This window comes from Marivirga atlantica, assembly GCF_016734805.1.
GTDB classification, from domain to species: domain Bacteria; phylum Bacteroidota; class Bacteroidia; order Cytophagales; family Cyclobacteriaceae; genus Marivirga; species Marivirga atlantica.
This window is the reverse complement of record NZ_JAERQG010000003.1, coordinates 88137-113848: the sequence shown is the minus strand read 5'-3', so window position 1 is coordinate 113848 and position 25712 is coordinate 88137. Positions and strand designations below refer to the sequence as shown.

At 36.1% G+C, this 25712-nt stretch carries 24 protein-coding genes; 9 read left to right on the top strand and 15 right to left on the bottom strand.

All coding sequences use genetic code 11. From position 1 onward, the window contains the following. The first annotated feature begins 76 nt into the window (after positions 1-76). From JKP34_RS12185 to JKP34_RS12160, 7 genes are all read left to right on the top strand, one after another. Positions 77-2041 (top strand): ATP-binding protein, encoded by a 1965-nt coding sequence (locus JKP34_RS12185; RefSeq protein ID WP_201921750.1) that lies wholly within the window; start codon positions 77-79, stop codon positions 2039-2041. Between the two features lie 245 nt (positions 2042-2286). Next, a complete protein-coding gene (locus tag JKP34_RS12180; protein WP_201921748.1) occupies positions 2287-3057 on the top strand; it encodes a hypothetical protein in 771 nt (256 codons plus the stop codon). A 29-nt stretch (positions 3058-3086) separates the two neighbouring features. Next, positions 3087-3887 carry a hypothetical protein gene (locus JKP34_RS12175; protein ID WP_201921745.1) on the top strand — a complete coding sequence of 267 codons (801 nt, stop codon included), beginning with the start codon at positions 3087-3089 and terminating at the stop codon, positions 3885-3887. Positions 3888-3913: 26 nt separating this feature from the next. Beyond that, on the top strand, positions 3914-4468 hold the full coding sequence (locus JKP34_RS12170) for a YceI family protein (RefSeq protein ID WP_201921743.1): 555 nt from the start codon (positions 3914-3916) through the stop codon (positions 4466-4468). A gap of 99 nt (positions 4469-4567) precedes the next feature. Beyond that, the gene (locus tag JKP34_RS12165; RefSeq protein ID WP_201921739.1) at positions 4568-5425 is read left to right on the top strand and encodes a DUF5777 family beta-barrel protein; all 858 of its coding nucleotides are present in this window, start codon (positions 4568-4570) and stop codon (positions 5423-5425) included. A gap of 172 nt (positions 5426-5597) precedes the next feature. Further along, positions 5598-5936, top strand: coding sequence for a DUF6787 family protein (locus tag JKP34_RS18355; RefSeq protein ID WP_317193703.1), 339 nt, complete (start codon positions 5598-5600; stop codon positions 5934-5936). Positions 5937-6006: 70 nt separating this feature from the next. After that, positions 6007-7719: a tetratricopeptide repeat protein gene (locus JKP34_RS12160; RefSeq protein ID WP_201921736.1), complete on the top strand. Its 1713-nt coding sequence runs from the start codon at positions 6007-6009 to the stop codon at positions 7717-7719. A 5-nt stretch (positions 7720-7724) separates the two neighbouring features. Here JKP34_RS12160 and JKP34_RS12155 read toward each other — a convergent pair whose 3' ends face one another. After that, a complete protein-coding gene (locus JKP34_RS12155; RefSeq protein WP_201921733.1) occupies positions 7725-8393 on the bottom strand; it encodes a DUF2461 domain-containing protein in 669 nt (222 codons plus the stop codon). 413 nt (positions 8394-8806) lie between these two features. On the opposite strand from JKP34_RS12155, the gene JKP34_RS12150 reads away from it, so the two are divergent. Continuing rightward, positions 8807-10900 (top strand): autotransporter outer membrane beta-barrel domain-containing protein, encoded by a 2094-nt coding sequence (locus JKP34_RS12150; RefSeq protein WP_201921730.1) that lies wholly within the window; start codon positions 8807-8809, stop codon positions 10898-10900. A gap of 38 nt (positions 10901-10938) precedes the next feature. On the opposite strand, the gene JKP34_RS12145 is transcribed toward JKP34_RS12150, so the two are convergent. The 4 genes from JKP34_RS12145 to JKP34_RS12130 form a co-directional block, all read right to left on the bottom strand. Continuing rightward, complete coding sequence (locus JKP34_RS12145) at positions 10939-11661, bottom strand: YwaF family protein (RefSeq protein WP_201921727.1); 723 nt, start codon at positions 11659-11661, stop codon at positions 10939-10941. 11 nt (positions 11662-11672) lie between these two features. Beyond that, positions 11673-13424: a histidine kinase dimerization/phosphoacceptor domain -containing protein gene (locus JKP34_RS12140; protein WP_201921724.1), complete on the bottom strand. Its 1752-nt coding sequence runs from the start codon at positions 13422-13424 to the stop codon at positions 11673-11675. Beyond that, positions 13421-14134 (bottom strand): LytR/AlgR family response regulator transcription factor, encoded by a 714-nt coding sequence (locus JKP34_RS12135; RefSeq protein ID WP_201921720.1) that lies wholly within the window; start codon positions 14132-14134, stop codon positions 13421-13423. The genes JKP34_RS12140 and JKP34_RS12135 overlap by 4 nt, the downstream gene beginning before the upstream one ends. 202 nt (positions 14135-14336) lie before the next feature. Further along, positions 14337-14729: a hypothetical protein gene (locus JKP34_RS12130; protein WP_201921716.1), complete on the bottom strand. Its 393-nt coding sequence runs from the start codon at positions 14727-14729 to the stop codon at positions 14337-14339. A 249-nt stretch (positions 14730-14978) separates the two neighbouring features. On the opposite strand from JKP34_RS12130, the gene JKP34_RS12125 reads away from it, so the two are divergent. Next, positions 14979-15488 (top strand): hypothetical protein, encoded by a 510-nt coding sequence (locus JKP34_RS12125; RefSeq protein ID WP_201921713.1) that lies wholly within the window; start codon positions 14979-14981, stop codon positions 15486-15488. Positions 15489-16107: 619 nt separating this feature from the next. Here JKP34_RS12125 and JKP34_RS12120 read toward each other — a convergent pair. From JKP34_RS12120 to JKP34_RS12075, 10 genes are all read right to left on the bottom strand, one after another. Further along, positions 16108-16749, bottom strand: coding sequence for a DUF6266 family protein (locus JKP34_RS12120; protein ID WP_201921709.1), 642 nt, complete (start codon positions 16747-16749; stop codon positions 16108-16110). A 178-nt stretch (positions 16750-16927) separates the two neighbouring features. Then, a complete protein-coding gene (locus JKP34_RS12115; RefSeq protein WP_236664992.1) occupies positions 16928-17347 on the bottom strand; it encodes a DUF6943 family protein in 420 nt (139 codons plus the stop codon). A gap of 275 nt (positions 17348-17622) precedes the next feature. Beyond that, positions 17623-17841: a GDCCVxC domain-containing (seleno)protein gene (locus JKP34_RS12110; protein WP_014022306.1), complete on the bottom strand. Its 219-nt coding sequence runs from the start codon at positions 17839-17841 to the stop codon at positions 17623-17625. After that, positions 17838-18446: a mercuric transport protein MerTP gene (gene merTP / locus JKP34_RS12105; protein ID WP_201921703.1), complete on the bottom strand. Its 609-nt coding sequence runs from the start codon at positions 18444-18446 to the stop codon at positions 17838-17840. The genes JKP34_RS12110 and merTP overlap by 4 nt, the downstream gene beginning before the upstream one ends. Continuing rightward, on the bottom strand, positions 18443-18811 hold the full coding sequence (locus tag JKP34_RS12100; protein ID WP_201921700.1) for an ArsR/SmtB family transcription factor: 369 nt from the start codon (positions 18809-18811) through the stop codon (positions 18443-18445). The genes merTP and JKP34_RS12100 overlap by 4 nt, the downstream gene beginning before the upstream one ends. A gap of 1025 nt (positions 18812-19836) precedes the next feature. Beyond that, complete coding sequence (locus JKP34_RS12095) at positions 19837-20634, bottom strand: cation transporter (protein ID WP_014022303.1); 798 nt, start codon at positions 20632-20634, stop codon at positions 19837-19839. 23 nt (positions 20635-20657) lie between these two features. After that, positions 20658-21119: a heme-binding domain-containing protein gene (locus JKP34_RS12090; protein ID WP_201921697.1), complete on the bottom strand. Its 462-nt coding sequence runs from the start codon at positions 21117-21119 to the stop codon at positions 20658-20660. Further along, positions 21116-21733: a DUF3347 domain-containing protein gene (locus tag JKP34_RS12085; RefSeq protein ID WP_201921695.1), complete on the bottom strand. Its 618-nt coding sequence runs from the start codon at positions 21731-21733 to the stop codon at positions 21116-21118. The genes JKP34_RS12090 and JKP34_RS12085 overlap by 4 nt, the downstream gene beginning before the upstream one ends. Before the next feature lie 139 nt (positions 21734-21872). Beyond that, complete coding sequence (locus JKP34_RS12080) at positions 21873-23651, bottom strand: efflux RND transporter periplasmic adaptor subunit (RefSeq protein ID WP_201921693.1); 1779 nt, start codon at positions 23649-23651, stop codon at positions 21873-21875. A gap of 1 nt (position 23652) precedes the next feature. Beyond that, positions 23653-25710, bottom strand: a complete 2058-nt coding sequence (locus tag JKP34_RS12075) for a copper-translocating P-type ATPase (RefSeq protein WP_115869568.1) — start codon at positions 25708-25710, stop codon at positions 23653-23655. Positions 25711-25712: the final 2 nt, after the last annotated feature.

Genomic DNA, 25712 nt, shown 5'->3' with positions numbered 1-25712 from the left:
AGTTAGCTTTAGTTTTTAACTTAGTATTTTATGTATTAAGTTTAATTAATCTATTTAACTGATTGTAAAGTATTTAATGCTGTCTAGATCGAAGCTTATTTTTATTCTATCTCTTTCCTTATTTTTCGGGAATTCAGTTTTGGGTACTTATGTTTTTGCAATTGATGAAACCGAATTACAATCCCTTCAGTCTAAAGCTGATTCCTGCTTTAACAGTGCAAATTATAAATGTGCATTAGCTTCATATAGAGTGATAAAATCGAAGGCTTTGCTTGAAAATGATAGCCTGTTAATGAATAAGCAGGATTTCAATATTGCTGAAATATATTATCAGCAAGGTAAGTTGGATAGTGCCGCAAGATATTACAAGCAAGTTATTCGAACTAGCAGATTATTATCTGACTTTAGTCTTGAAGCAAAAGGCATGGCTGGTCTTGCGCACGTACAATGGCGCTTGGGCGATAATACTTCTGCGGTGCGCAACATACTCAATAGCATTGATTACAATGAGTATGTGCGTGATACAACAGAGTTGATAAAGTCCAAAACTATTCTTGCCGGTATTTATTTGAGCTTAAACCGTATAAACGAGAGCAAAATATTATACGATGATATCCTTTCAAGTGCTATTGCAGTTAATGACACCCCAGGAATCACTTTATGTTATGACCATTTAGGTGTTGCGGCTTATTTTAACGAAGATTATACCAAGGCACTTTCTTATTACAAAAAATCCTTAGCACTAAACACAAAGATAGGAGACTCTTTAGCTGTAGCGATTAATCAAGCTAATATTGGAGAAGCTTATCACGATTTAAATGAATCGGATATTGCTTTAGATTATTTGAAAAAATCATTAAAAACACTTCAGTATTATCAGTTCAATTCGGCTGCTATTTTTGTTCACTATACAATGGGCAGGGTGTTTAACAGTAAAAAGGAATTTGAACAAGCTCAACGCAGCTACGAGAAAAGTTTGTTATTAATGGGACAAACAGGTGAGATAAGAGAGAGAAACTATGTTTATAAGCTTATTTCAGAAAATTTTAAGGATCAGGGTAAATATAAACAATCCCTTAACTATCATATAAAGTACAGTGATGAGAAGGATTCTCTTTTCAACGTTGAAAAAAATAGACAATTAGAAGAAGTCAGGGCTAAATACCAGCTGGAAGAGAGTGAAAATGAGAATATGATGCTAAATCTTGAGAATAAGAAAGCTCAGGAGGAGCTTAGCGCTCAAGACAAACTGCTCTCATATCAATATATTTTAACAGCCATTATTTCTATTTCTTTAATAATATTTATTATTCAATTTTATGTGCTCAGAAAGAGCAAGAAAAAGCTAGAGGTTGCCAATAGTACTAAAAATAGGCTATTCAATATAATAGCGCATGATATTAAGAATCCCGTTAGTAATATAAATTCGCTTGTTAACATTTTAAAACAATCAAAAAGTGATGCTGAAAGGGAAAGAATGTTTGATATGTTGAATCGATCGTCTCAATCCATAAGTATTTTAGTAAATAACATATTAAGTTGGTCAATTTCTAACAGGGAAGGCTTTCAGTTTAAATATTCTGAGCTTAATCTACATGATTTAGTTAAGCAGGTAATAGGACTTTTCATTTACCAGATATCTGAGAAGAATATTGAAATAGAGAATAATATTCCGGCAGAGTTGACCTATAGAAGTGATGAAGATGCTATTTCTACTATATTCAGAAACCTGATTTCTAACGCGATAAAATATACCCATCCGAGGGGTACCATATCAATAAGCATTGACGAAAAAAGTGAACAACAAATTTACTTGCATGTAAGAGATACCGGTGTAGGCATGGATAAGAAAACGATTAATAGGGTTCTAAATAATGAAAATGTTCTAAGTGAAGTGGGTACCAAACATGAAAAAGGTACGGGTATTGGCTACACTTTGGTAAAAGACTTCGTTGAAAAGCTTTCCGGTACTATAAGAATTGAAAGTGAGCCGAATAAAGGAACAGAAGTAATTGTTTGTCTTCCTAATAACTTATCCTGATAAGGATCAGGTCTTTGAAAACACTTAGTTTTGTATACTTTTTATATTACATCTTATTTTTTCTCACCAATTACTTTAGTAATCATTTAAATAGCTTTAGAAACATTATAGGGCTATTTTTAATCAATTTTGTCTACTTTTATATCACCTGTTTTTACACCGCTGTAACCTAATTGTCTACCTGTATTATAATAGGTGAGGCTTAGTCTCTCATACATTTGCATCAAACAAAAACTAAAAAACTGATGCAAAAAATTGAATTAAGAATTGTTGAATTATTATTACTAGCTACTTTTTTATTCACGCTAGCATGTAGTGAAGAAGAAGTAGCTGCACCAGAAGAAACTGCTGAAATTAGCATTATAGAAAAAGGTGAATTTGGAGAAATCATCTCCGATGCCAATAGGATGTCATTGTACATTTTCGCTAATGATGTATCTGGCGAAAGCAATTGTAATGACGGTTGTTTGAATGCATGGCCGGTTTTCTACATAGAAGATGTTGCAGTTGGCGAAGGATTAGAGCTGGCAGACTTTTCAACTATTACGAGAGCTGATGGAGCTAAACAGACAACTTACCAAGGTTGGCCGCTTTATTACTTTGCTTCTGATGAATCATCTTCAGATGTAAAGGGTGATGGTGTAGGTTCAGTATGGTTTGGAGCAAAAGTAGATTATAGCCTGGCAGTAGCTAAGCAAAATATTGACGATACTGATGTTTCCTATCTGGTAGATGCTGAAGGTAAGTCTCTCTACTTTTTTGAGAATGATTCTGAGAACACGAGTAATTGTGCCGGAGGATGCCTAAGTGCATATCCTTCGTTTCAGGTGAAAGATGAGCTGATATTACCATCCTTATTAAAGTCATCTGAATTTTCCACTATCAACCGTACAGATGGTACTACTCAGCTCACTTTCAAAGGAAGGCCGCTATACTATTTTTCGGACGATAATGGCAGAGGAGATATAAGTGGAAGTATCGCAGATTTATGGAGTCTATCTGCAGTACAATTTTAAGGAGTGCATAACTATCAATTCTTAAACTGATGAAATTTATCGTACCCTATTTGAGAAGATTAGCTGTTATATGCTTCTTGTTTGCCTTTAATGCATGTACTTATGATATTATTGAGCAAGAGAAAGCCTGTATCGATGTACCTGTTCTTAATCTTATTTCAAGCACAGATACAGAATGTGGAAGTGAATCAGGTGAAATTGTAGTAGAAGCAGATGGTGTTGAAGGATCACCACTTAAGTTCAGTATTAATGGTGAGAATGAGAATGTTACTGGGCGTTTCGAGAATCTGTCTGCTGCCACTTATGAAATTGCAGTAGAAACGATTGATGGCTGTTCTAGTACCCTCAGTGTTGAAATTCAAAACCTTTCGGGTTTAAACATATCAGTTCAGACTGATGCTGCTGATTGTGGAAGTAATTCAGGTGTTGTTACGGTATCTGCAACTGGTGGTCAAGAACCTTATAGATTCAAATTGGGTACTGGTGATTTTCAACCTGATAATACATTTGAGAATCTAGCCACTGGTGAGTATACACTCATTGCAGAAGATGCCTCAGGATGCAGTGTATCTCAGAATGTTGAAATAGCTACTGAGGTAGATTTCTCAGCAATCCAAAGTATCATCCAGACTAACTGCGTTAGCTCAAGCTGCCATGGGGGCAATGTAAACCCTGATTTTAGAGATGCAGGAAATATAAGTGGTAATTCAAGTAGGATTAAATCCAGAACGAGTGCTAAAACAATGCCTCCATCATCAAGTGGTAAAAGCCTTAGCAATCAAGAAATAGCTCTGATAGCCTGCTGGGTAGATAGTGGAGCAAATCAATAAAAACTGAAACCAATAAAATTTTAATAATGAAAAATTTAATCACAGCCTTTTTTTTACTACTGCTGGTAGGCGAGGCGAATGCACAAACAAAATTCTTTACCAAGACAGGCTACGCTAAATTTTATTCAGAGGCTCCTTTGGAAGATATAGAAGCTATTAATAATAAGGTGCAAAGTATTATTGATATAGAAAAGTCTGAAGTAGCCATTAATGTACCAATCACAGCTTTTCAGTTCGAAAACTCTTTAATGCAGGAGCATTTTAATGAGAATTATTTGGAGTCAGAAAAGTGGCCTATGGCTGCGTTTAGTGGATATTTTGTAAGTGATGGAGTAATTGATATCAATAGGAATGGCGTTTATGAGGTAAGGGTTAAAGGTAAAATGACCATTCATGGAGTTACGAAACCTATGGATACAGTAGGTTCTATTAAAGTTGATAATAACAAAGTGGTGGCAAAAACATCATTCATGGTGAAGGTGGCCGACTATGATATTGAAATCCCGACTATTGTGTTTAAAAATATTGCAGAAGAAGTTGAGGTAACTGTTGAACTTAAATACCTGCCTTTTAAGAGTTGAGTTGGTAAAAATATTCATTGCTAGATAGGAGGGACAATTGCATGTGTATGGTTCCTCCTTATCAAGTGATTTAATTAATTATCCAGTTAAGAAACAATTATGAAATATACTTACACTATAATGCTTCTTCTTTTCATGTTACAGCTCCGCGCTCAGGACAATGATTTAATGGCATTACTTAATGACAATACTGAAGATCCTGTTATTTATGCAGAAGCTACTTTTAAGGGAAGTCGTTTAATAAATGGACATACAGTACAAACCAGAAAAGCTAAGGCTTTCGAGTTTCTAATTTCTCACCGTTTCGGCAGATTGAATTCTGGAGCCTATGAGCTTTTTGGCATCGATGGTGCCAATATCAGATTAGGTTTTGAGTACGGATTGTCAGATAGAATTACCATTGGTTTAGGTAGAAATTCTTTTGAAAAAACCTTTGATACTTTCTTTAAACTAAAACTTCTAAGACAAAGCAAAGGACGCAAGGTGATGCCTATTTCTTTGGCTTATTTAACAAGTGCTGCATTAAAGAGTTTGAAGGGGCAGGAGGGCTTTAATACAACAGCATCAAAGCTAGTATATACTCATCAGCTATTGATAGCCCGTAAGTTCAGCAGCCTGTTTTCCATGCAGTTGATGCCTACTTTGGTTCACAGAAACCAAATTCTTGAAGATCAGGAAAATAGTGATGTATACGCTTTAGGAGTGGGGGGTAGGCTTAAAATGAGCCAGCGTATTTCTCTTAATGCGGAATATTATTATCGATTTGATGTACCTGAAGCAGATACCAACTACAATTCAATTGCTGTAGGAGTTGATATTGAAACCGGAGGACATGTATTCCAGCTGCACTTAACCAATAGTCGATCCATGATTGAAAAGGGATTTATCACAGAAACTTCAGGAGATTTCTTCAATGGTGATGTGCACTTTGGATTCAATGTATCTCGGGTATTTTAACACCTAAAATATTAATTAAAATGAAAGCTATTATAAATTTATTTAATCAAAGAGTTGAAAGTTATTTTGGAGAAAATGCCAAGTTAGTTTTGGTGTGTGTCATCTATATTATTCTTCGAATAGTCACCTTTAAAATAGTTGGTTAATCCGTCAACCTTTAAAAGAAACCATTATGAAGCTTAAAAAATTAGTCTTCTTAAACCGCTTAAAGCGAAAGTGGAAGCTTGAAAATTTGTTTCAGGTGATACTAGTTTTGTGTGTTTTTGCACTTACTGGCACAACCGCAGTATTACTCAAATCATTCATATTTGATTATATAGGAATTGACAACTCCACAAGCATACCGTCAAAAATTGCATTGTACATTATATTTGTAATTCCCCTTTATCAAATATTATTAATAGGATTTGCATTTCTTTTGGGCCAACAGAAATTCTTTCTTCGGAAAATGAAATGGGTAAGATTTATCATTAACAAGCTCAGTACAAGCAACAATGTGAGAAAGATATAATGTAATTAATAGGCATCGGATTAATAAATAGCTAATATTTGTATGTTACTATTATTAGAGAATCTGTAGAATGACCAAATATCTAATTACTCTTCTGTTCTTCTTACATCTTACTGAGCTTAATGCACAGCCTACTTCTGATAGCTTAAAGAATGTATTAAGAACCTATCAAACCAGAGATTCTGTAAGAGCTGATCTGCTAAATCAACTGAGCTATAATAACTGGATAGTTGATCCTGTTAAGGCAGAAGCACTAAGTAGAGAAGCACTACAAATTGCTAAAGATCAGTCCTACTTGAAAGGTATGGCTATGGCCAATAGATCTATTGGTGTAGCTAATTGGGCACAAGGCAATTATGAGGAAGGTCTGGATGTGCTCCTAACAGCACTTTCTCAGTATCAGCTTTTGAAAGATACCCTCAATATTGCCAATGTTAAGATGAATACTGGCCTTATTTACCATGAACAGAATAGTTTTGATGAGGCCTTAAGATATTATGAAGAGGCGCTGAGTACTTTTCAGCAACTGAACAGGCCGAAACGATCAGCAAATACGCTTAATCATATAGGTGAACTTTATCAAAAACAAGGACTGATTGATTTGGCCAAAAGCAAATTCAATGAGGCTTTCAGTATAAGTGTAGCTGAAGATTATAGATATGGTAAATCCACAGCATTATCTAATTTAGGCATGCTCTTTCAATTATCTGGCCATTTAGATAGTGCATTGATCTACACAAATAGAGCTATTGTGATCCAGAATCAAACAAACGACCTCAACGGAAAAGCTTCCAACCTTTATAATCTAGGGATTATATATATGAAAAAGGGTGATTATCAGTTGGCTGATCTTTATCTGCAAAAATCCTTAAAGGAAGCTGAGCTTATAAGTTCCAAAAAGCTAAAAAGAGACATCTATCTGAAATTGAAACAGCTTGCAAAAGATAGGGGAAACTATCAGCAGGCATTAGAATATGCTGAGCTGTATAATATAGTGAAGGATTCCCTTTTCAATGCTGAGAAGTTACGAGAGTTTGTAAGATTAGAGAATAGATATGAGTTGGAGAAAAACGCTCAGGAACTCAAATTGAAGGAGCAAGAGGTGAGCTTATTGAAAAGAGATTCGCAAATAAGTGCCTTATGGAGAAACCTACTTATCGTAGGCATACTTGCTGTCATTATTATTTCTTATTTCATCTATAGCCGGCAGCGAATTAACATAAAGCGTAAAAAGGAGCTATTTGAGAAAAATGAAGAAATATACAGGGCAAATGAAGCCTTGTCACAAGCTGAGTTAGAAAATGCTCGCTTAAAGGAAATTGAACTAAATCAGAAAATTGAGTTTAAGAATAAAGAATTAACAAGCTATACGCTCAACTTTATCCAGAAGAATGAATTGATGGAGGAAGTGAAATCAAGTATTGATGAGCTTAAGAAAACACAAGATCAGGAAACCATCAGAAAATTAAACGCCCTTAAAAAGACTGTAAGTAGCAGCGTCCACATTGATAAAGACTGGCAGGATTTTAAGCGACAGTTTGAAGAAGTTCATAGCAATTTCTTTAGTGTGCTGAAAGGCAAATACCCCGACCTTACTAATAATGAACTTAAACTCTGTGCACTACTCAAGCTAAATATGAACCTAAAGGAGGCAGCCACAGTAATGGGGATTTCCCCTGAGAGTGTTAAAACCGCACGATATCGATTACGCAAGAAACTGGGGCTTGGTAGGGAAGATAATTTGGTAGAATATGTTATTTCACTAGAGGATGATATAGCTTAAATTAATCAAGATTCTTCAAAAGCAACGGCCTGATTTAGATACTGCCTGAAGGGTAATAGTAATTTATACGCTTTAATCAACTCCTCTTTAAATCCACCGCCTATTACTTCTTTTTGAGTGAGATCATGCGATACTGCAAAGCTCTTCAATCTGAGTAACTCTATAAATCTGTGTTCTTGTGAATAGCCTTTCGGTGAAGTTTTTAAAGCATCTTCATCCATTAATTCACCATAATATGCTTTAAAATCAGGCTTATTGATAATCTCCATAAATTGCTCTCCGTTGTAGTCTATTGCATCTCTTATTTTATTAAGAATGTCGTTGGGCGCATGGTAAAAACCTCCTGCCACAAAACGTTCATTAATGCCTAAATGGATGTAGAAGTCAGCATGATTCTTTGACTGATCCAAACCAGCCCCGAAGTGATCTTTATAAGTGGGTTTATTAGGGTGAAACACCTTGTTGTTATTGATTCTATTGATGGCTTTTCTACCTGGGGTATCATGATAGTTAGGATGTATCTGGGCAAACTCCTGATTCATCACATCAAGAAATTGCTTGTATTCATCTCTTATTTCTTCATAGAGCGATCGGTGCTGATCCATCCATGCTTTATTGTTGTTTCCTTCTGTGTTGAGGCCTCTTAAGAAATCGAATAGTTTCCTGAAGTTCATTTAATAAAGTTTGACTCACTAACTTGTGGTATAGGAAAGTGTTTACATCAATCTTATTAAATAAACACCTAGGAAGTTCATTATATGGCTTATTGCTTCAACCCATAAGTTAAAGCCGACCACCTTTTCATTTTTAAATAACATTGTCATTCACAAAGAAAAGCTGTCGTTCACAAAGAAAGCTTTTGCTATAAAATATAAATATCTCAATTTAAAATTGAAATATATTGTTTTACTCTAAAGCTTAATAAATGAAAAATCTCATTCAAAAAATTGCAAGTTCAGGTTAGGGCTTATATATGCAAATCTTCAGGGCTTGATAAGCTTTGGAGATTTTGCCAAGCCCGAAACGCTCTCTCCTTAAGAAAGGGGAGGGCTACTTTAAATAATAACAACCTTAAATAATTAGAAAAATGAAACATATTAAACATATAGCAATCTATATAGTATTTTTAATGCCTATAATACTATTTACATCCTGTGATGAGGATGATGACGGAACCACAACAAATGAGCAACTTACTGCTGTACTTTTAGATGATTTTAGTGTTGGCTTAGGAGAAGAAGTAGTAATAGACTTCTCAGAATCAATTATTCCAGGTAATGCATCCGGCAATTTTGTTCTTACTTACCAGAATGGACCTGCACCTATAATTACTTCTGATGGAAATAGGTACGAGTTGGGTCGATCTGTTTTGCAAACACCTGATAAAGAAGAAACCTTTTCATTTACGCCTCAGGTTAATGGTCAGTACGATTTTCTGCTCGAATTAACCAGTGGAAATACCTTCAGCAATGACAGAGTTGTTGTCACAGTTTCGGGTATTGTTGAGCTGAATAATAGTATGCTAGCTAATCTGGATGAATTGATTGATATAACACCTTTTGATAATACAGTGATTGATTACCAGGTGAATGAAATGCTCATCTTAGATAGTAAAACGTTAACAATTAATAATGGTGTGCATATAGCATTTGGTGAGAATGCCGGAATTATTATAGATAATGGGGGAGAACTAACAAATATCGATGAAAGAAACGAATCTGGCTTGGTTAAGTTTTCTGGGGATAATTGGAAAGGAATTTTGGTGAAATCAGGTAATCTAAAATTAATCAATTCAGGATGCATCATTTCAGGTGCTGGGGGCTCTGCTTTTGAAGGCTATCAAGCTGCTACTATTACAGTTGATCAGGGTAATATAGAGTTCGACAATTCTGTATTCGAGAATTCATCGGGTATTAACCTTAATTTACTTGAGAATGCATTCGTTACAGGTCAAGGGATTTACAGTAATACTTTCGATCAACACGATGCCATTCATAGCTCCTTTTTTAATATTAATTTAATCAGAGGAAATACTTTTTCCGATGCAGAGGCAGTAGTAACCTTGAATGGACAAGGAGAAACTTCGCTTTCAACAAATGATAATGCTTTTAACATTGCAGCTGGTAATACCAATTATCATTTTACAAATGGAGTGAGTTTAGGCAAGCCTATATCATTACTCTTTGAAGAAGGTAAGAACTTAACTATGGATGAAAATACAGGGCTAGTACTTACTGCAGGTGGAACAATATCAGGTAAATCAGCCAATAGTTCTATTATAAGTGGTGTAAATGGAACAGGCTGGAAGGGTATATTGAGTGGTGGTTCTTTGGCACTCGAAAATGTGCACATTGATAATGCTGGTTCAGCAGCTCATAGTGTAACTGGCAATGATATTCAATCAGCCTTATATGTAAACAATAATAGCAGTTTCACTAATGTTGAAATTAATAATTCAGGTGGATATGGTTTCTATTCGGCTAACAACAGTTTTCCTAATTTAAGTACCGTTACTTTTTCAAATTGTGCTCAAGAGGCACTAATTCTTCCAATTGATTTTGTAGATGCTGCAGTCAGTTCTTCGGTAACCTTTACAAATGAAATAACTTCTATTCCTGCTATTTTGCTTAAAGCCAGAGCAAGTAATAGTTCGGCTCCAGAAATAACAATTCCTGATTTAAATGATGACAATTTTTATAGGATTGATCAAAACTTAGATTTATCTGTAGGTTTTACACAAACTTTAATAGTAGAGGAAGGTGTGAACATTAAATTCGATAACGGTTCCTCTTTAACCATTGGTAATCGTTTAGCAACGGATTTTCGAGGTACGGAGGCAAATCCTATTATTTTTGAAGCTACTGATCTTAGTGCTGGTTGGGGAGGAGTATTCTTAAATACCATGGCTAATGTAGCACATAGCATTGATTACCTAAATATAAGTGGTGGTGGAAATGTAATGTTTACAGGAGCAACTGAACAAGGAAATATTGTAGTTAAGGATACTCAAACTTCATCATCTAATATCAATTTTGATTTTACTAATTGCACATTTACAGATAGTAAAGGTTGGGGTGTAGTACTTGAAATTTCTGATAGGCAGTATGATTTTCTGGCCGCAGAAAATGCCAATACATTTTTAAACAATGCGACAGGAGATTTTCTCGATAGAAATAACTAGTATAATTTTAGGTTAAATATTAAAGCAGCAGGCAACTTTTAGGATAGTTGCTTGCTTTTTCTTTTTATTAAAAAAATGGGTAGGTACAAAAGTATAAAGTAAGGTATTAAAATCAGGTCCATCCAGATAATATAATAAGGCCAGCCACCTAAAGCATCTAGTAGCGTACCATTATCGGGAGGCGTATTCAGATATAAGTAATTGGTGTTTATTATAGAATTAAGTATAAAAACTACTATAACATAAAGCTGTACAGTTAAGAAAGAGGTGAATATTCCTTTTCTTGAAGGTAGTTTCTTAAAAACGATCATTTCATATAAAATGAAAATGATTAAACCTACATGAACAGTCCAGAATTTAAGGAATTCATAGTGTGGAAAATTGAACTTTAGTCCGGGAGTAATAATTGCCTGAATAGCTCCGGCAAATATAATGTAATAGAGCATATCAAAGGTCACTTGTTTTCTATATATAAAATAGAAAGGGATTACTAGTGCAGTGAAATTACAGAATATGATCGGTAAGTCGTTTTTATAATTAAAACGCCCCAATAAGCTTTCAGTAATAATCCAGGATACAATAATGGCAGATAATATAAAGCCTATCGACTTGAGTATTCTAATTTTTTTTAACTCATTAACATTTCTGCCCAGGTATATTAGTAAAGAGCCCGCTAGCACATAAAAAGTGAGAACTAGAAAATACTCAGTTCCATATCTTTCAAAGGGTTCAGTCGTATGAAAAATGTCTGCTATTTCCATTATTTCAAGTTTTATAACTTCAAAGTTACCTTTACAGTAAAACCTTCATCATTTACATTTTGCTCTAGTTTTGATTCAGCATTATCTAAAATACCATTAATGATAGAGTATCCCATACCATTAGCATGGGTATCATCAATGCCATTACCATTGTCTTTTACAGAGAAAACAACTGAATTATTTAGCTCTTCTAAAGTTATTTCCAGTTCTGGAGCTGGATGATTGCGTAGTGCATATTTTAAACTGTTAGTAATCAATTCTGTCATAATCAAGCCTATTGAAATACTGGTTTGGATACTTTCATTAACTTCATCAATTGCAATATTGGTTTTAATAGGGTAGCCTTTATGCATTGAGCTTATTAGTAAGTTTATAAGCTTTGGCAAGTATTTATGCAGAGCGATCTGTCCATAATCATTGTGTGAATAAAGGTGTTCATGAATTAAAGCGATGGATTTAATTCTGTTTTTGGCTGAGAGTAATGTCAATTTAGAAGCTTCAGAATTAGTTCTTCTTTGCTGCATGTTCAAGAGGCTGATAATCATTTGTAGGTTGTTTTTTACTCTATGATGAATTTCTTTCAGCAGTACCTGAATTTCTTTGTTTTGTCTTTTTAAGTTTTGTGTTCTTGATGATACCGTTGCCTCAAGTTGTTCAGTATACTGTTTCTGTAAGCTTTCATTTAGTCTTAGCTGGCTTATCAGTTCAATTTGTGCCATATCCTTTTCTTCACGGAGTAAATTAACTCTAACCGCTAAACCAATAGAGAGAATAAATATCTCCATTACTAAGCCAGCTTGTATGATGTAATTGAAATTATTGACTAACTGAATAGTGGACATGATTTGTCCTCCAATGGATATTACAATCAATAATATAACACTAGTGAGATAATAGTTCTTGAGATGACCTTGTAGTTGAAACACGCGTAGGAGAACCGCGAAAATAAGAACCAACTGAATAGCAATAGTTGGTAATTTATACCAAAGTGCATGCTGGGCGTCAATTCTAAATATGTAAAGAACAAGCGAAGCGAAGGTTAAACCTAGTATATAAATAATACCTGCTTTTATTATTTTGTAGGCTTTAACATCCCTTTCTTTTAGATTTAAAAAATGGACAGAAAAAAGTGCATAAAAAAGTGTTATTGTGAAGCCTGAAAGCCAAATCCATATAGGTGAAACGTGGTTAATACCCTTAAATAATTTACCTATTAAGCCATATTGATATCCGAAAAACCAAAAGACAGATAAGATGTATAATGAATAAAATAGATATACGCGTTCTGTATTCTTTTTAGCAAAGAAAAGTGAAATAAGAAGAGGAAAGCTCAACATCGTAAAAAATGCTGTTTGAAAAATATTCATCTGGTTCACTTTATCCTTAAACTCTAAAGCAGGATAAAGCTGAATATTGAATGGAATATTGGCCTTTTCATCATAAAACTCATAGTAAATGTAGAGTGTAGTATTTTCTGTTTTATTCAAGTTCAGGAGCGTATTATTTCCGCTACCTATCAGCTTATAATTGTGATCATAGAATTGCATATTACGCATATACCAGTTGCCGGCTTGTACTACATAATTTCCTGATTTTGGTACCTTAGGGATATCTACTCTGACCCAATAGGGGGTTCGGGAGACTAGTTGAATACTATCTGAAGAAATAAATGCTGTTGGAAAAGAACTCGCATCTTGCTGCGCTACTTTTAGGTTCGGTAAAAGACTGATCACTCCTAATAAGAAATGAATCATGATTTTCATGATATCTTTTGCAGTTTATGCTTTATGTCATTTTTATAGCTTCTTCCTATTGGTAGTGTTTGATTAGCAATAAGTAGTGAGTCATTCTTAACAGCACTTATATGCTTGGTATTAACAACATATGAACGATGAATTCTTAAGAATGATGGGTGTTCTATTTTTTCCTTACTATGCGTTAAATTACTAGTTAGTGTATAGGTTTTATTAGAAGTAAAAAATACAGTGTAACTTCCTTGAGCTTGTAAAAATAAGACATCATCAACATGAACTTTTTCAAAATCGTTAGTTCCTTTTAAGTATATGAAAGGATTATTTTTAACACCTTCTTGTATGACTTTACTATAATGGTTATTAAAGGCTAGCTCAAGTGCAATTATTACATCTTTATCATCATAAGGTTTGGTTAAGTACGAAGCTGGGTTGGTCTTGAAAGCTCTTTTGACCGTTTCTACATCTGAATTAGCTGTTAAATAGATAAACGGGAAATGATAAGTCTTGAGAAGTTCATCAACTATTTCTATACCATCATCATTATGTTTAAGGTTAATATCAACTAATAATACATCAGGACTTTGTCCATTAATAGACATCAATACCTCACTTCTAGTTTTAGTCACTCCTGTAACCAGCATCCCATAATCTTCCAAAATTTCTTTTAAATCCTGACCTGTAATAGGGTTGTCTTCTATGATAAGGACTTTTATATCCATCGTGCTTGGTAGGTTGAAAGAACTAATAGTACATGATAAATATAAAATATTATATGTTAAATAGCATTATAAAAATGCTTGAAAACCATGATAGATTACCTAAATAAGAAGTATACATCAAAAATGTAAACTGCTATATGATTCCTGGCGATTTCTTATGGGTATAATTTAAGGACTACTATCTATATTAAGATACTCATGCTTAAGCTACCTTTGTTATTTCAGAAATCAGCCAGTTTTGTGCTTCATCAAAATTGGTGAAAACCTTAATTTTAAATCCTCTTTGATTACTTATATGTTCCCAGAACTTTACGAGTTGCAAACTCTCATCATTAGTAATGTAAGAAAAGGTAAGGTCGCTTAAATCTGGAAACTTACTCTCAAAAATTCTTACCAGATTAAAAGCATCTGTTTGAGGGACAATATTATTTACCTGATGGAAGTCAACTAATAAATACTTGTTGTCATATGCTTTGGCAGCTTCATAGACAGTTTTTACATCTTCAACTATATCCAGAAGACTTGTTCTTTCACCAATTTCAGTGACGATCAGATAATCACCTTTATCAGTAATGGTGGCTGTAGGTGCATTCATGATGCTTATTTTAAGGTAGTAGCTTTAATAAAAATAGTTATTTTTTATTAGAAACTAAATTAATATTAGTGCTTAACCTCCAGAACTGGCTAGTTATCAGGGATAGGGTTATAAATCTGTAGATAGTAGGAAAGCTTAGTTGATTTTAGCTTCTTGGTTTTTAAATGAATTGTTTTACCTCTGTTGCTCATGTGTTAAATTAATACCTAAACATGACAAAACGAAGGTGTTAAACATAATTATGATAATATGGAGATTATTAATGTTATAATTACTGGATTAATTGCAATAGCAGCTTTTGGTACACTATACGTTCAAAGGGAACACAATAAGAAGTCCATTGTACCTTTAATAAATATTGGTTATGGTGATTTCGAAAATATGTTATATGTAGGGATAACAAATGTAGGAATTGGCCCAGCTGAAATTACTGATATCGAAGTATATAAAGAAGTACCTAATTTGGAGAAGAAAAATACATTAATTGATTGGCTACCTATGAAATTATCTAAAGGAGCTAAATATAAATTCTATGCCTCTAGATATAAGGACTTTTTTTTAAGTAAAGGAGAAAATTATAAACTTGTAGAAGTTGAGATTGATATGAGTATTGATGAAGCTATAGAACAACGTGAATCAATTAGGCAGATTATGAAGGATTTATATATTAAGGTTTCATATAAAGATATCTATGGTACGGTACAGAAAAACTGTTGTAGACCTCTAAGTTATTTTGGTAGAACTGATAATGTTAATTAAAAAAGTAAAAAGAGGGGCGGAGACCTTCACCACTCGGATGAACAGTTAAACAATCTCCTTTTTAACTGCTTTTTCTCATCCACGCTAAAATAATTAGCGTACCGTTTATCACGACTAGTAGTTCTTCAATTAAGAAAACAACACAATCAATGCTGCTAATAACAACTTAATCACCTTCAAAGGGATTTTTACTATTATTTTAATTTCCATTAAAATAAATTTATTAATTCAACATCCCCCTTTTACCTTATGAATTCTTAAGACGTAATTGTTTATTAAATAGTTTTACTTTAATGTAGATTTCGTTTTAGACCCTCAATCTACTTAACCCGCTAAACAACTCTCATTATTCAGACTAGTAAAGTGTGCCTTTCTAAGATGCTTGTTGAATCAATGCTATAAGTCGTGATTTCCTCCCAACCTACTTCCCGATACAGAATATTTGATATTAATTTAACTTACTGTATATCAGCATGTTGCTAAAGTAGTAGAAACGAATTAGCAACAGAAATAGCTGATTAATAGCAAAATAAGGGATAAGAAAGGAAAAATGGAGCGGAGTGGACATAAAAAAACCGCCTCACAAAGGAAGCGGTTTTTATCGAAAACACCAATCGCTTTACGCAACTGTTACAGAGCCTAAATAAGAGCTGTTAGCAACTTTAGTTCCGTCTTCTGATGCAAACCCTAAGAAGACTTCAACGTCTTCTCCTGAGTATTCAGAAGGCACTGGAATGGTTGCTGTACCAACTGATCTTGCTGGTCCCGCAGTTGTGAAAACTGCCTCACCTCTAGTGGTATTCAAAAGAGCAATCAGAGCTTTGTCCGTTGCTTGAGCACTACCACTTCCTGAATTGTCTGTCCAGGTAGCTTCTACGTTTCCAGCACTTGGAGAAGAAGCTGCACCATTCGCAGAACCAGTCAAGTTGCCTCTTGTAACCAATGCACTTGCATAGTCTACCATGAAGTTGGGGTAAGCTCCTGTAATGGCATTATTCAGGTTGTATGACATGGCCGCATTGAATTGGGTCATCTTGTTGGCATACTGCTTAAAACCAACTCTAAGGAAGTCAGTCATTGGCTGCAAGAACTTCAATACAATTGAGAACTTTGAACGCTGGTCAACTTGACCTTCAGTTCTTGGGTTCGCTACACTGGAAGGTTTGATTCTTAGGTAATCGATGCCCTTCCAAGTTCCACCGATTACATTCCCAACCTGTCCGGAGACACCACCGAGAATACCTTGATTAATTTTTCCCATCTTTTTACGATTTTTAAAGGATTAAACATTTGCTTGGACTTGACACGGACTTACCATGGATTTGCCCTTCACCATCTAAAATACTACAAGAAACAGGCGAAGATTCATTCTTAGGTGCTGTTGCTTTGGTGTGCTTTATTTTGCCTTTGTTGCCCTGTTCTTTTGTCAGATCAAGAAGCTATCCTGCCCCTGTTTCCTTCATTAGGTTGTGGAATATTGACTGCCTGGCAGTATCTATCATTTTTAAGGTGAGCTTGATTTTTTGCTCGTTGACATCCAATAGTTTTAGTGCCTGAATCGACTTTTCAAATGCCTTCTCTTTGGTGCTTGCTTTGACTTCACTTTCTCTTATAACCTTTCGGATCTCGTCAATAGTTATGAATGGAATCACCGAGCCTTTCAAATAGAAATGGAATGACTTAGACCTCCACAGTCCGAAGCATAGCCAGTATAAAAATTCCCTATCTGCTTCATTTTCAACAATACAAACAAAACAATTCGGGCATGGTGTATTGAGTGGTTTACCACTGTTCAATCCTTTATTCAGGATAAAGAAATGGGGTTTGTTGTAGGTGGTTCCTAGTCTGTGTGTTTTCAAGCGAAACGATTTCATATAGCAAGCCATTAGAATTATGCTCGCTGCGCTTCGCACAGACATTTTCAAAAGAGAAAAGAAAAAAGGGAAAAAAAGAAAAGAGAAAGCTCTTGAAAAGGTGGGTGTGGCACGGTTGACAAGGTTTTTGGGAAAAATACTACCCGTAGGGTGGAGATTTTTATCAAAACCCGTAGGGCTTGACCTTGGCAATCCGGTTGTGCGGTGGGCATGTGCGAACCCACCTAACTTTGCTGCTCTCTTTATTTTGATTGTCTGATTTACCCACAACATGAACTTTTACCACCTTCTTGGATTGGTGGGCAAGCTACTGTACCATAAGAGCAATAAACGCAACAATCACCTTGTATGGGTTTAAGTACTTCTTTACAGTTTTCGCATTCATAGAAATACTGACATGCATCTGTTGGCATGGTTTCTTCTTTTTGATGTCCACACTTAGGACAAGTAATTGTTGATTTAAGAACTACTTCACTCATTTTGATTTGTTTACTGATTCTACTTTGTAACCTGTTTTGTCAACAGCCGATTTTACTTTCTCAATGTCTGTTTTAGATTCATCAAAAGTTACCACTGCATTCGCTTTTTCATAAGAAACCTCTAAACCAGAAATGCCAGGTAGTTTTCCAATTTCAAGTTTCACATGTTCTTCACATCCCGTGCAGGTCATTCCAGTAATATTGATTTCGTAGGTTGATTCGAGATTGACATTTTCTGATTCTGATAGTTTGGTTTCAGGGTAAAAGGCATCCGAGTAATAAGGGAATGCTAGCATGATCGCTGTAAATACCGTCACTATACCTAGGAATTTCTTTGACTGCCAAAAAGAAGGTTTTTCCTCATCACAATTACAGGCAATTTCTTCCTCCGTTCTTGGTCTCAATTTCTGATTCCATGCAAATGCCAAAACGACTACAGTTATTCCAATCAACCAAGGGCGAAAAGGTTCTAACCAAGAAAATGTTGCAGCTACTCCACTTGATCCTGCAAGTAGTGCCAACACTGGTGTAATGCAACAAAGTGATGCACTAATAGCCGTCAATGCGCTTGTCAATGCTAATGAGCTTGATTTCTTGTCCTTCATAGTACTGATTCATTTTCTGGTTCTAACAGCTTAAATATTGGATTCAGAATGAGGTTGTTGGATTCAGAAATAGAGTAAAAAATTGTTTGTCCTACTTTGTTTGTTTCAACAAGCCCTGCGTCTTTTAGCTTTCGCAAATGCTGAGAAATGGCAGGAACTGTCATACCCAGAATATCGCTAAGATCACATGGACACATTTTGGATTCCTTGTCCAATAGAAACAGAATTTTTAGTCGTACCTCATTGCCAGCAAGGTTAAGTGCCCTTGCTATTCGGTTTACTGCATCACCTACTTTTTCAATGTCTTGCTTACACTGCTTGATCTGTTTTTCATCAGCATAAACTCTAATACATGTTTTGGTCATAATGAATCGTATTTAAGTGATTACTTAAATAAACGCAAAGAAAAGAAATTTAGTTTAATGTTTAAGCAAATACTTAAATACAAGAGTCATTGACATGCTTAAATGTAATTGCTGTGTGAACGCAGGTAAACTAAGGCGTAGCCATTTATGCGAGCCGCCTGCGAGTGGAGCAAGGGTGGTGGCTGCAAAAGCCCGAAGAATGAGGGCGGCAGACAGCTACCGTTTACGGCAGGGCTGGCGTGATTTTTTGCATTAGGGTCGGGAAAGGCAAGGGTAGCGATTGAACGGAACGAAACGATTTGTTGGGTGGAATGAAGCAATTACTGGCTGTTATTGGTGTTGGAGTATTTGACATCTTAATAAATCCACCAAATACTAATTGAAGGCATAACAGACGGATTGCGGAATGGAACTGTGTCGGCTCGTTGAGTGAAGTGAATGAGCTACTCTTGTGTGGGGTGCTGAAAGTGGCTGAATGAAAGGAAAGAGGAACGAGAGACTGAAATGAAGCGACTGTAGGCACTGGACTAATTGCAAAAAGCATGACAGCCCGATCAGCCCGCAGCGACCCGCAGGCGAGCAAAAACACATGCAGCGACTGACCCCCAATATAATTCTTCTGTGAGTACAGCGAACACCTTATTGGGGTTTGGGGGGATGAAGTAGCTGCAAGTGAGGATTGAGAGTAGTGTGTGAAGCAAAACAAGTGAACGGCAGGTGGTGAGCACCTACTGGAGCACAAACCACCTGGTAAGTGAACGGTATATGCAAGGGCGACCGAAGGGAGTACATTTTACCCTTGCAGATATGTTTTTGCGGAACAAAACGGAACGATTGACGAACACCGCTTTACCTGCGTTGGGGTGTGCGTTGGGAAAAGCAAGTGTATGACTGAATGGATTGGAGTGCAACGGAAAGGAATGAAGGAGTGCTCTTGCTGTGTGGTGCAGGAAGTGGGTGAATGTAAAGAGTGAGGTACGAACGAATGCAATGAACCTACTGGAAGCACATGGGTGAGGGTGGGGTTATTTCGCTAATCTTAAAATCCTTGTTGCTCCTCTAAATACAATAATGAAAACAACAGAACCAATAACTAAGTCAGGTATTTTACTTTCAAAATAGTAGACTAAGCCTCCAGCCAAAATTACACCTAAATTGATGATAATATCATTGGAAGTAAAAATTGCAGAAGCTTGCATGTGTGCTTCTTTGCTCTTCGCCTTTTGAATCAGGTAAAGTGAAACGGAATTTGCCAAAAGAGCTAAAAAGGATATGATAATCATGTTTTGAAAAATCGGTATGCCATCAGATCCTACAAAACGTCTAATGACTTCCAATAAACCAAATAGAGCTAATGACATTTGAAAGTACCCACTTAGTTTAGCTACTTTCTTTTTACGAATTAATGTTTGACCTACTGCCAGTAAGCTTAATGCATACACTAACGAATCTGCTAGCATATCCAAAGAATCTGCCACCAACCCCATAGATTTAGAAATCAAGCCGAATAGCATTTCAAGAACAAAAAAGACAAAATTGATGATAAGAACAGCCCAAAGGATTTTTCGTTGGTTGCTTGGGTCTGATTCTACATCAATTACTACCTGTGATTGTGTGTTTGATATTAGTTTTGAACCTAATTTTAGTTCTGCTAATATCCTTTCAATTTCCGTAGTATTGCCAATGTGAAATATGGTTAGTTTCCTTTGAGGTATCTCAAATTCAAGTTGTTTGATTTCGTTTATTCCATCCAATTTCATCCGAATCATTTGTTCCTCAGAAGGGCAATCCATTTGTGATATTTTGAATACAGATTTTTCCATTATAAAAAACAAAGGTTTTTTTTTCACCTATCAATATCAACTAATATTGAATCAAAGTAACTAACCAAATGAGCTTTTTTTAAGGAATCCAATTTGGCATCAGAGTGCATAAGCACATAAGAAGGAAGTGGCATTTTATCATCTGCAATTTGACTAATGATTGAATTTATTTTCATCCGTTTCATGCGGTTCGAAAGGTTGCCAAATTCAGATAGGTTCAATTCAGATTTTCCTTCTGAAATATGATTTTGTAATAACCAACCTATAGGTTGAACATTACTGTACCATGGGTATTTGGATTGGTTGCTATGGCAATCATAACAAGATGCTCGGATAATATTTCCAATGACAATAGGGGACTCGTAATGCTCAATAAAATCAGCATTGGTAACTGGTTCTATTTCATCGCGTTGGACGGGGACAAATTGAATCCCCACCAACACAATTAAAACTATCCATAGAGATAATTTAAGCCATTTTTTCATTTCATTGAAATGGTTTCTTTCACCGAACCACAAGTCAGCATTTTACTGCCAAATAATGGATTTTTGATCTCTTGGGAGTCACTCAACCAATACCCTCCCTTATTTTTGTTGTACATTGGGCAATACTGCTGATATAGTGTTCTGTCCGTTCCTGTGATTGCAAGTATGTCCATGAAGTCCTTTGTCATGCCTTCAAAATGCTCTCGCTGATGTGCTATTTCACTTTTGGCAATGTGTTCGCCATGTTCTTTTACTACTTCCAATATTTCCTTAATCTCGGACTGCTTGGATGCTTCAAAAGTGTTAAGGTCTATACTTGAAGACGTTTCTGCAAGTTTTTGACCTGCGCTGGCAGCCGCTCTTGAATCGTCTTGAACCAGGGCATTTTTAATTACCAGGTATTGATCGATTAATTGAGAAATGGACTTATTTTCACTCGTTTCCACAACTGAACCATCGGGCATTTTATGCTCGGCTGCATGATCGATACCACTATGATCATGTTCAGTATTATCATCGTTATGATCGGTTGATTTACTATTTCCGCAGGCAAGAAGCGAAAATGAGAGACCTGCTACTAAAGCGAGTGTTAAGATTGAATTTGATTTTTTCATTGTGTTAAAATTTAGAAGTTAAACATTTGAATTAGTGATAAGCCAAGAACGATGAAGGATATGATACCCCATATTATTCTGGAAGCCCATTTATTAAATATTGAGGGAGGTGCATTGTCTCCGATTTTGCAACACTCTTTCATTTTATTGTTTTGGTGTTTTCGCCACAAGAAAGCATTGACTCTCCGAAATATGGATTTTGAATTTCTTTATCCAGACTCAACCAATCTGCTCCTTTGTTAGAGTCTGCCATAGGGCAATTCTGAATATAAATAGCAGTGGATAATGGGGCAAAAGATTCTGCTATTGCAATCATTAAATTGGATATGCTGATGAACTTTCCTCTAATGGCTTTGATGTCACCGAGATGTTCAATATGCTGTAAACTAGGTTTTAATGCAGTGGATTGTTGCATCCATAAAGAGTGTGCATCTCCTTTAAAAAGGTTCATATCAATCTTTCCTAAGGAGTTGTTCATAGCTACTCCCGATGCTTTAGCATCTTCAAAATCATCACTTGCCAACGCATCCTTCAATTTGAAGTAGTTGTCAAAAAGTGGTTGTAAAGACTTTTTGGCATCCTCTGATAATGTTGTTTTCTTAGATGAAACAGGCATTGTTTCCATATTTGAATTGGTATTTCCCCCATGGTTGTGGCCAGTCATGGCTACACCACCTTCCGGGTTCATCATACTTGGTTTGCCTGCCAATTGTGCTGCTGCATCAATACTGAATGTGCCATTGATTGCTATTTCTTCGCCAGGCTGCAAGCCCTCTTCAATCACATAACTTTCTCCTAATTCTGGACCCAAAGTAACTTCTCGCATGATGAAACTTATACCTTGAGCTGACATTTGCATCACATAAACTACGGAGCGTTTGCCCGTCCACATTACAGCAGTTTTAGGGACAGTTAAGGATGTATAATTGGTATTGGTTTTTGCTTCTATCGTTCCAGTTGTGAACATTTCTGGTTTGAGCATTAAACCTTTGTTTGTTGCTTCAAGTCTTGCTTTTGCCACTCTGGTCTTTGGATCGATAACAGGATCGATGTAGCTAATTTTTCCTTTAAATGTTTTACCAGGTATTGATTGCACTGTGTATATCACCGCATCACCTTTGTTTATCCAAGTCATATCTGACTCATACACATCAAAAAGCACCCATACTTTAGATAAGTCCGCTATTTCATATAAGGCTTCCCCTTGTTTGATATAGTCACCCAGATTGACCATTTTTTTAGTTACATATCCTGAAACATTGGCGAGAATTGGAAACTGTTCTATGGTCTTATTTGATTTGACTATCTGATCAATCTGTTTGTCTGAGAGTTTCCAGTTTTTCAATTTTTCTTTGGCAGCATTAAACAATGCAGGCTGTGTTTCTTTTATTTTTTTTGCTTCAAACAATTCTTCTTGTGCAGTCACCAATTCAGGGGAATACACATTTGCCAAAACCTGACCTGCCGACACAAATTCTCCTGTAAAATTGACTGAAAGCTTTTCAATCCTGCCTGGGATGTGTGAAGATTGGGTAGATAGCAAACGTTCATCTGCCTGTACTTTTCCATTTAGACGAATTGATTTATCAGCCTTACCCTTATTAACCACCATAGTTTGAATCTGTGCCAACTGCATGGCAGTTGGTGACATGCTCACTGCCATAGGGTCTAATTCACCATCTGTGGATTCCAAAGGAATCAAGTCCATACCACAAATAGGACAATCGCCTGATTCACTCTTCCTGATCTGTGGATGCATAGAGCATGTCCAAATTGTTTCGGAATCTGCCATTGCAGTATGGTTATGTTCATCCGTTTGGTTTTCATTGGATCTTCCGAAAATTATCCAGCCAAGTAGCAAGCCGATAGCCATTGTGCTTATGGCTATAATTACTGTTGTTTTATTTATATTTTTCATCTTAATTCTTGATTTGTCTTTTTAATAATTGTGCATTGAAAGCAACTATCACAGTGCTAAGGCTCATTAGAACCGCACCGATGGCAGGGCTGAGAATAATCCCAACACCTGCCAAAACACCAGCAGCTAAAGGAACGGCTACAATGTTGTAACCTGCTGCCCACCATAAGTTTTGCATCATTTTTTTGTAAGTAGCCGCACCGAAAAGAATCAAATTGGCAATGTCTTTCGGGTTACTGTTGACCAAAACAATATCAGCCGTTTCGGCTGCTACATCTGTGCCCGAACCAACGGCAATCCCCACATTAGCCTGTGCAAGAGCAGGGGCATCATTTACACCATCACCCGTCATGGCTACAAATTCACCTTTTTCCTGAAGCTCTTTAATGATGCGTTGTTTGTCTTCGGGGAGTACTTCTGCATAGAAGTTGTCCAAAGAGAGTTGCTGGCTAACTGCTTTTGCCACTTGCTGGTTATCACCTGTTGCCATGTAAACTTTTATACCTCTCTCTTTTAGCGTATTTATTGCTGATAAAGATTCTGGTCGAATTTCGTCTGCAAGGGCAATGTATCCTGCCAATGAATTGTCAATCAAAACAAATACTACCGTTTCATCCTCTGTTTTAAAAGCATCAGCTGGAGTGTCAAATCCCTGCTCTGTAAGCATTCCTGGACTAACAATTTTGATTTCCTGTCCTTTTAGGTTTGCCTTGATTCCTTTTCCTGTAATATTTTGGAAGTTCTCAGGCTCTTGTAAAGTCAAATCATTTGCTTTTGCCTTACGAACGATACCTGCCGCTATAGGATGCTCAGAACTATTTTCTATAGACGCAGCAATTTGAAGTAATTCATTGTCCGAGTAATTGTCTAAAGTACTTTTAAACCGTGTTACCCCAAATTCACCTTTGGTTAAAGTGCCTGTTTTGTCGAATATGATTGCGGTTAGTTTCCTTGCATTCTCAAATGCTGTTCGGTTTCTGATCAATAATCCATTTTTAGCAGAAACAGCCGTGGAAATGGCCACTACTAAAGGGACAGCTAAGCCCAAAGCATGAGGACATGAGATAATCATGACGGTTACCATACGTTCTAATGCATATTCAAAGTCTTTACCGAGGCTCAACCATACTACAAGTGTGGTCATACCTGCTCCTAAAGCGATGTAGAATAACCATGCAGCGGCTTTATCTGCCAGATTTTGGGTTTTGGATTTCGTTTCCTGAGCTTCTTTCACCATTTCTATCACCTTAGACAAGTAGGAATCTTTGCCCGTATGCTTCACTTTGATTTTTAAGGTGCCATTGTCATTGACCGAACCACCAATAACCTGATCATTTCTATGTTTGGTTACTGGTTTTGATTCCCCAGTAAGCATGGATTCATTTACATGACTTTCACCTTCCAATACGATACCATCAGCAGGGATTTTTTCGCCTGGTCTTACCAGTATGGTGTCATTGCCTTTTAAATTATCAATAGGCACATCTTCATGCTCCCCATCTTCTTTAATTCTGCGAGCTGTTGAAGGCATCATTTTGGCCAATTCCTGCAAGGCATTGGAAGCTCCCATAACGGATTTCATCTCTATCCAGTGGCCTAATAGCATGATGACGATTAAGCTGGCGAGTTCCCAAAAGAAGATTTTGCCACCAAGTCCAAATACTACAGCTGAACTGTAGAAATAGGCTACTGAAATAGCTAAAGCAATCAAAGTCATCATACCCGGAGCTTTCTTTTTTACTTCATCTGCGAGACCTTTTAGGAATGGCCAACCTCCATAAAAGAAAATAATGGATGAAAGCACGAATTGAACATATCGATCACCATTGAAGCGAAGTTCATAACCGATTAATCCCTGTATCATTGGTGCAAGCACTACGATAGGCAGGGTGATGACTAAAGAAATCCAAAAGCGTTTTTTGAAATCTTCAATCATGTGGGCATGATGTCCCTGGTGATGGTCATGAGATTCATGGCCATTATTATGATTACTATGGTCATGGTGTTCATGACTATGCTTGTGATCTTCGTTTGTATGATTATGATGTTTATTTTCCATGA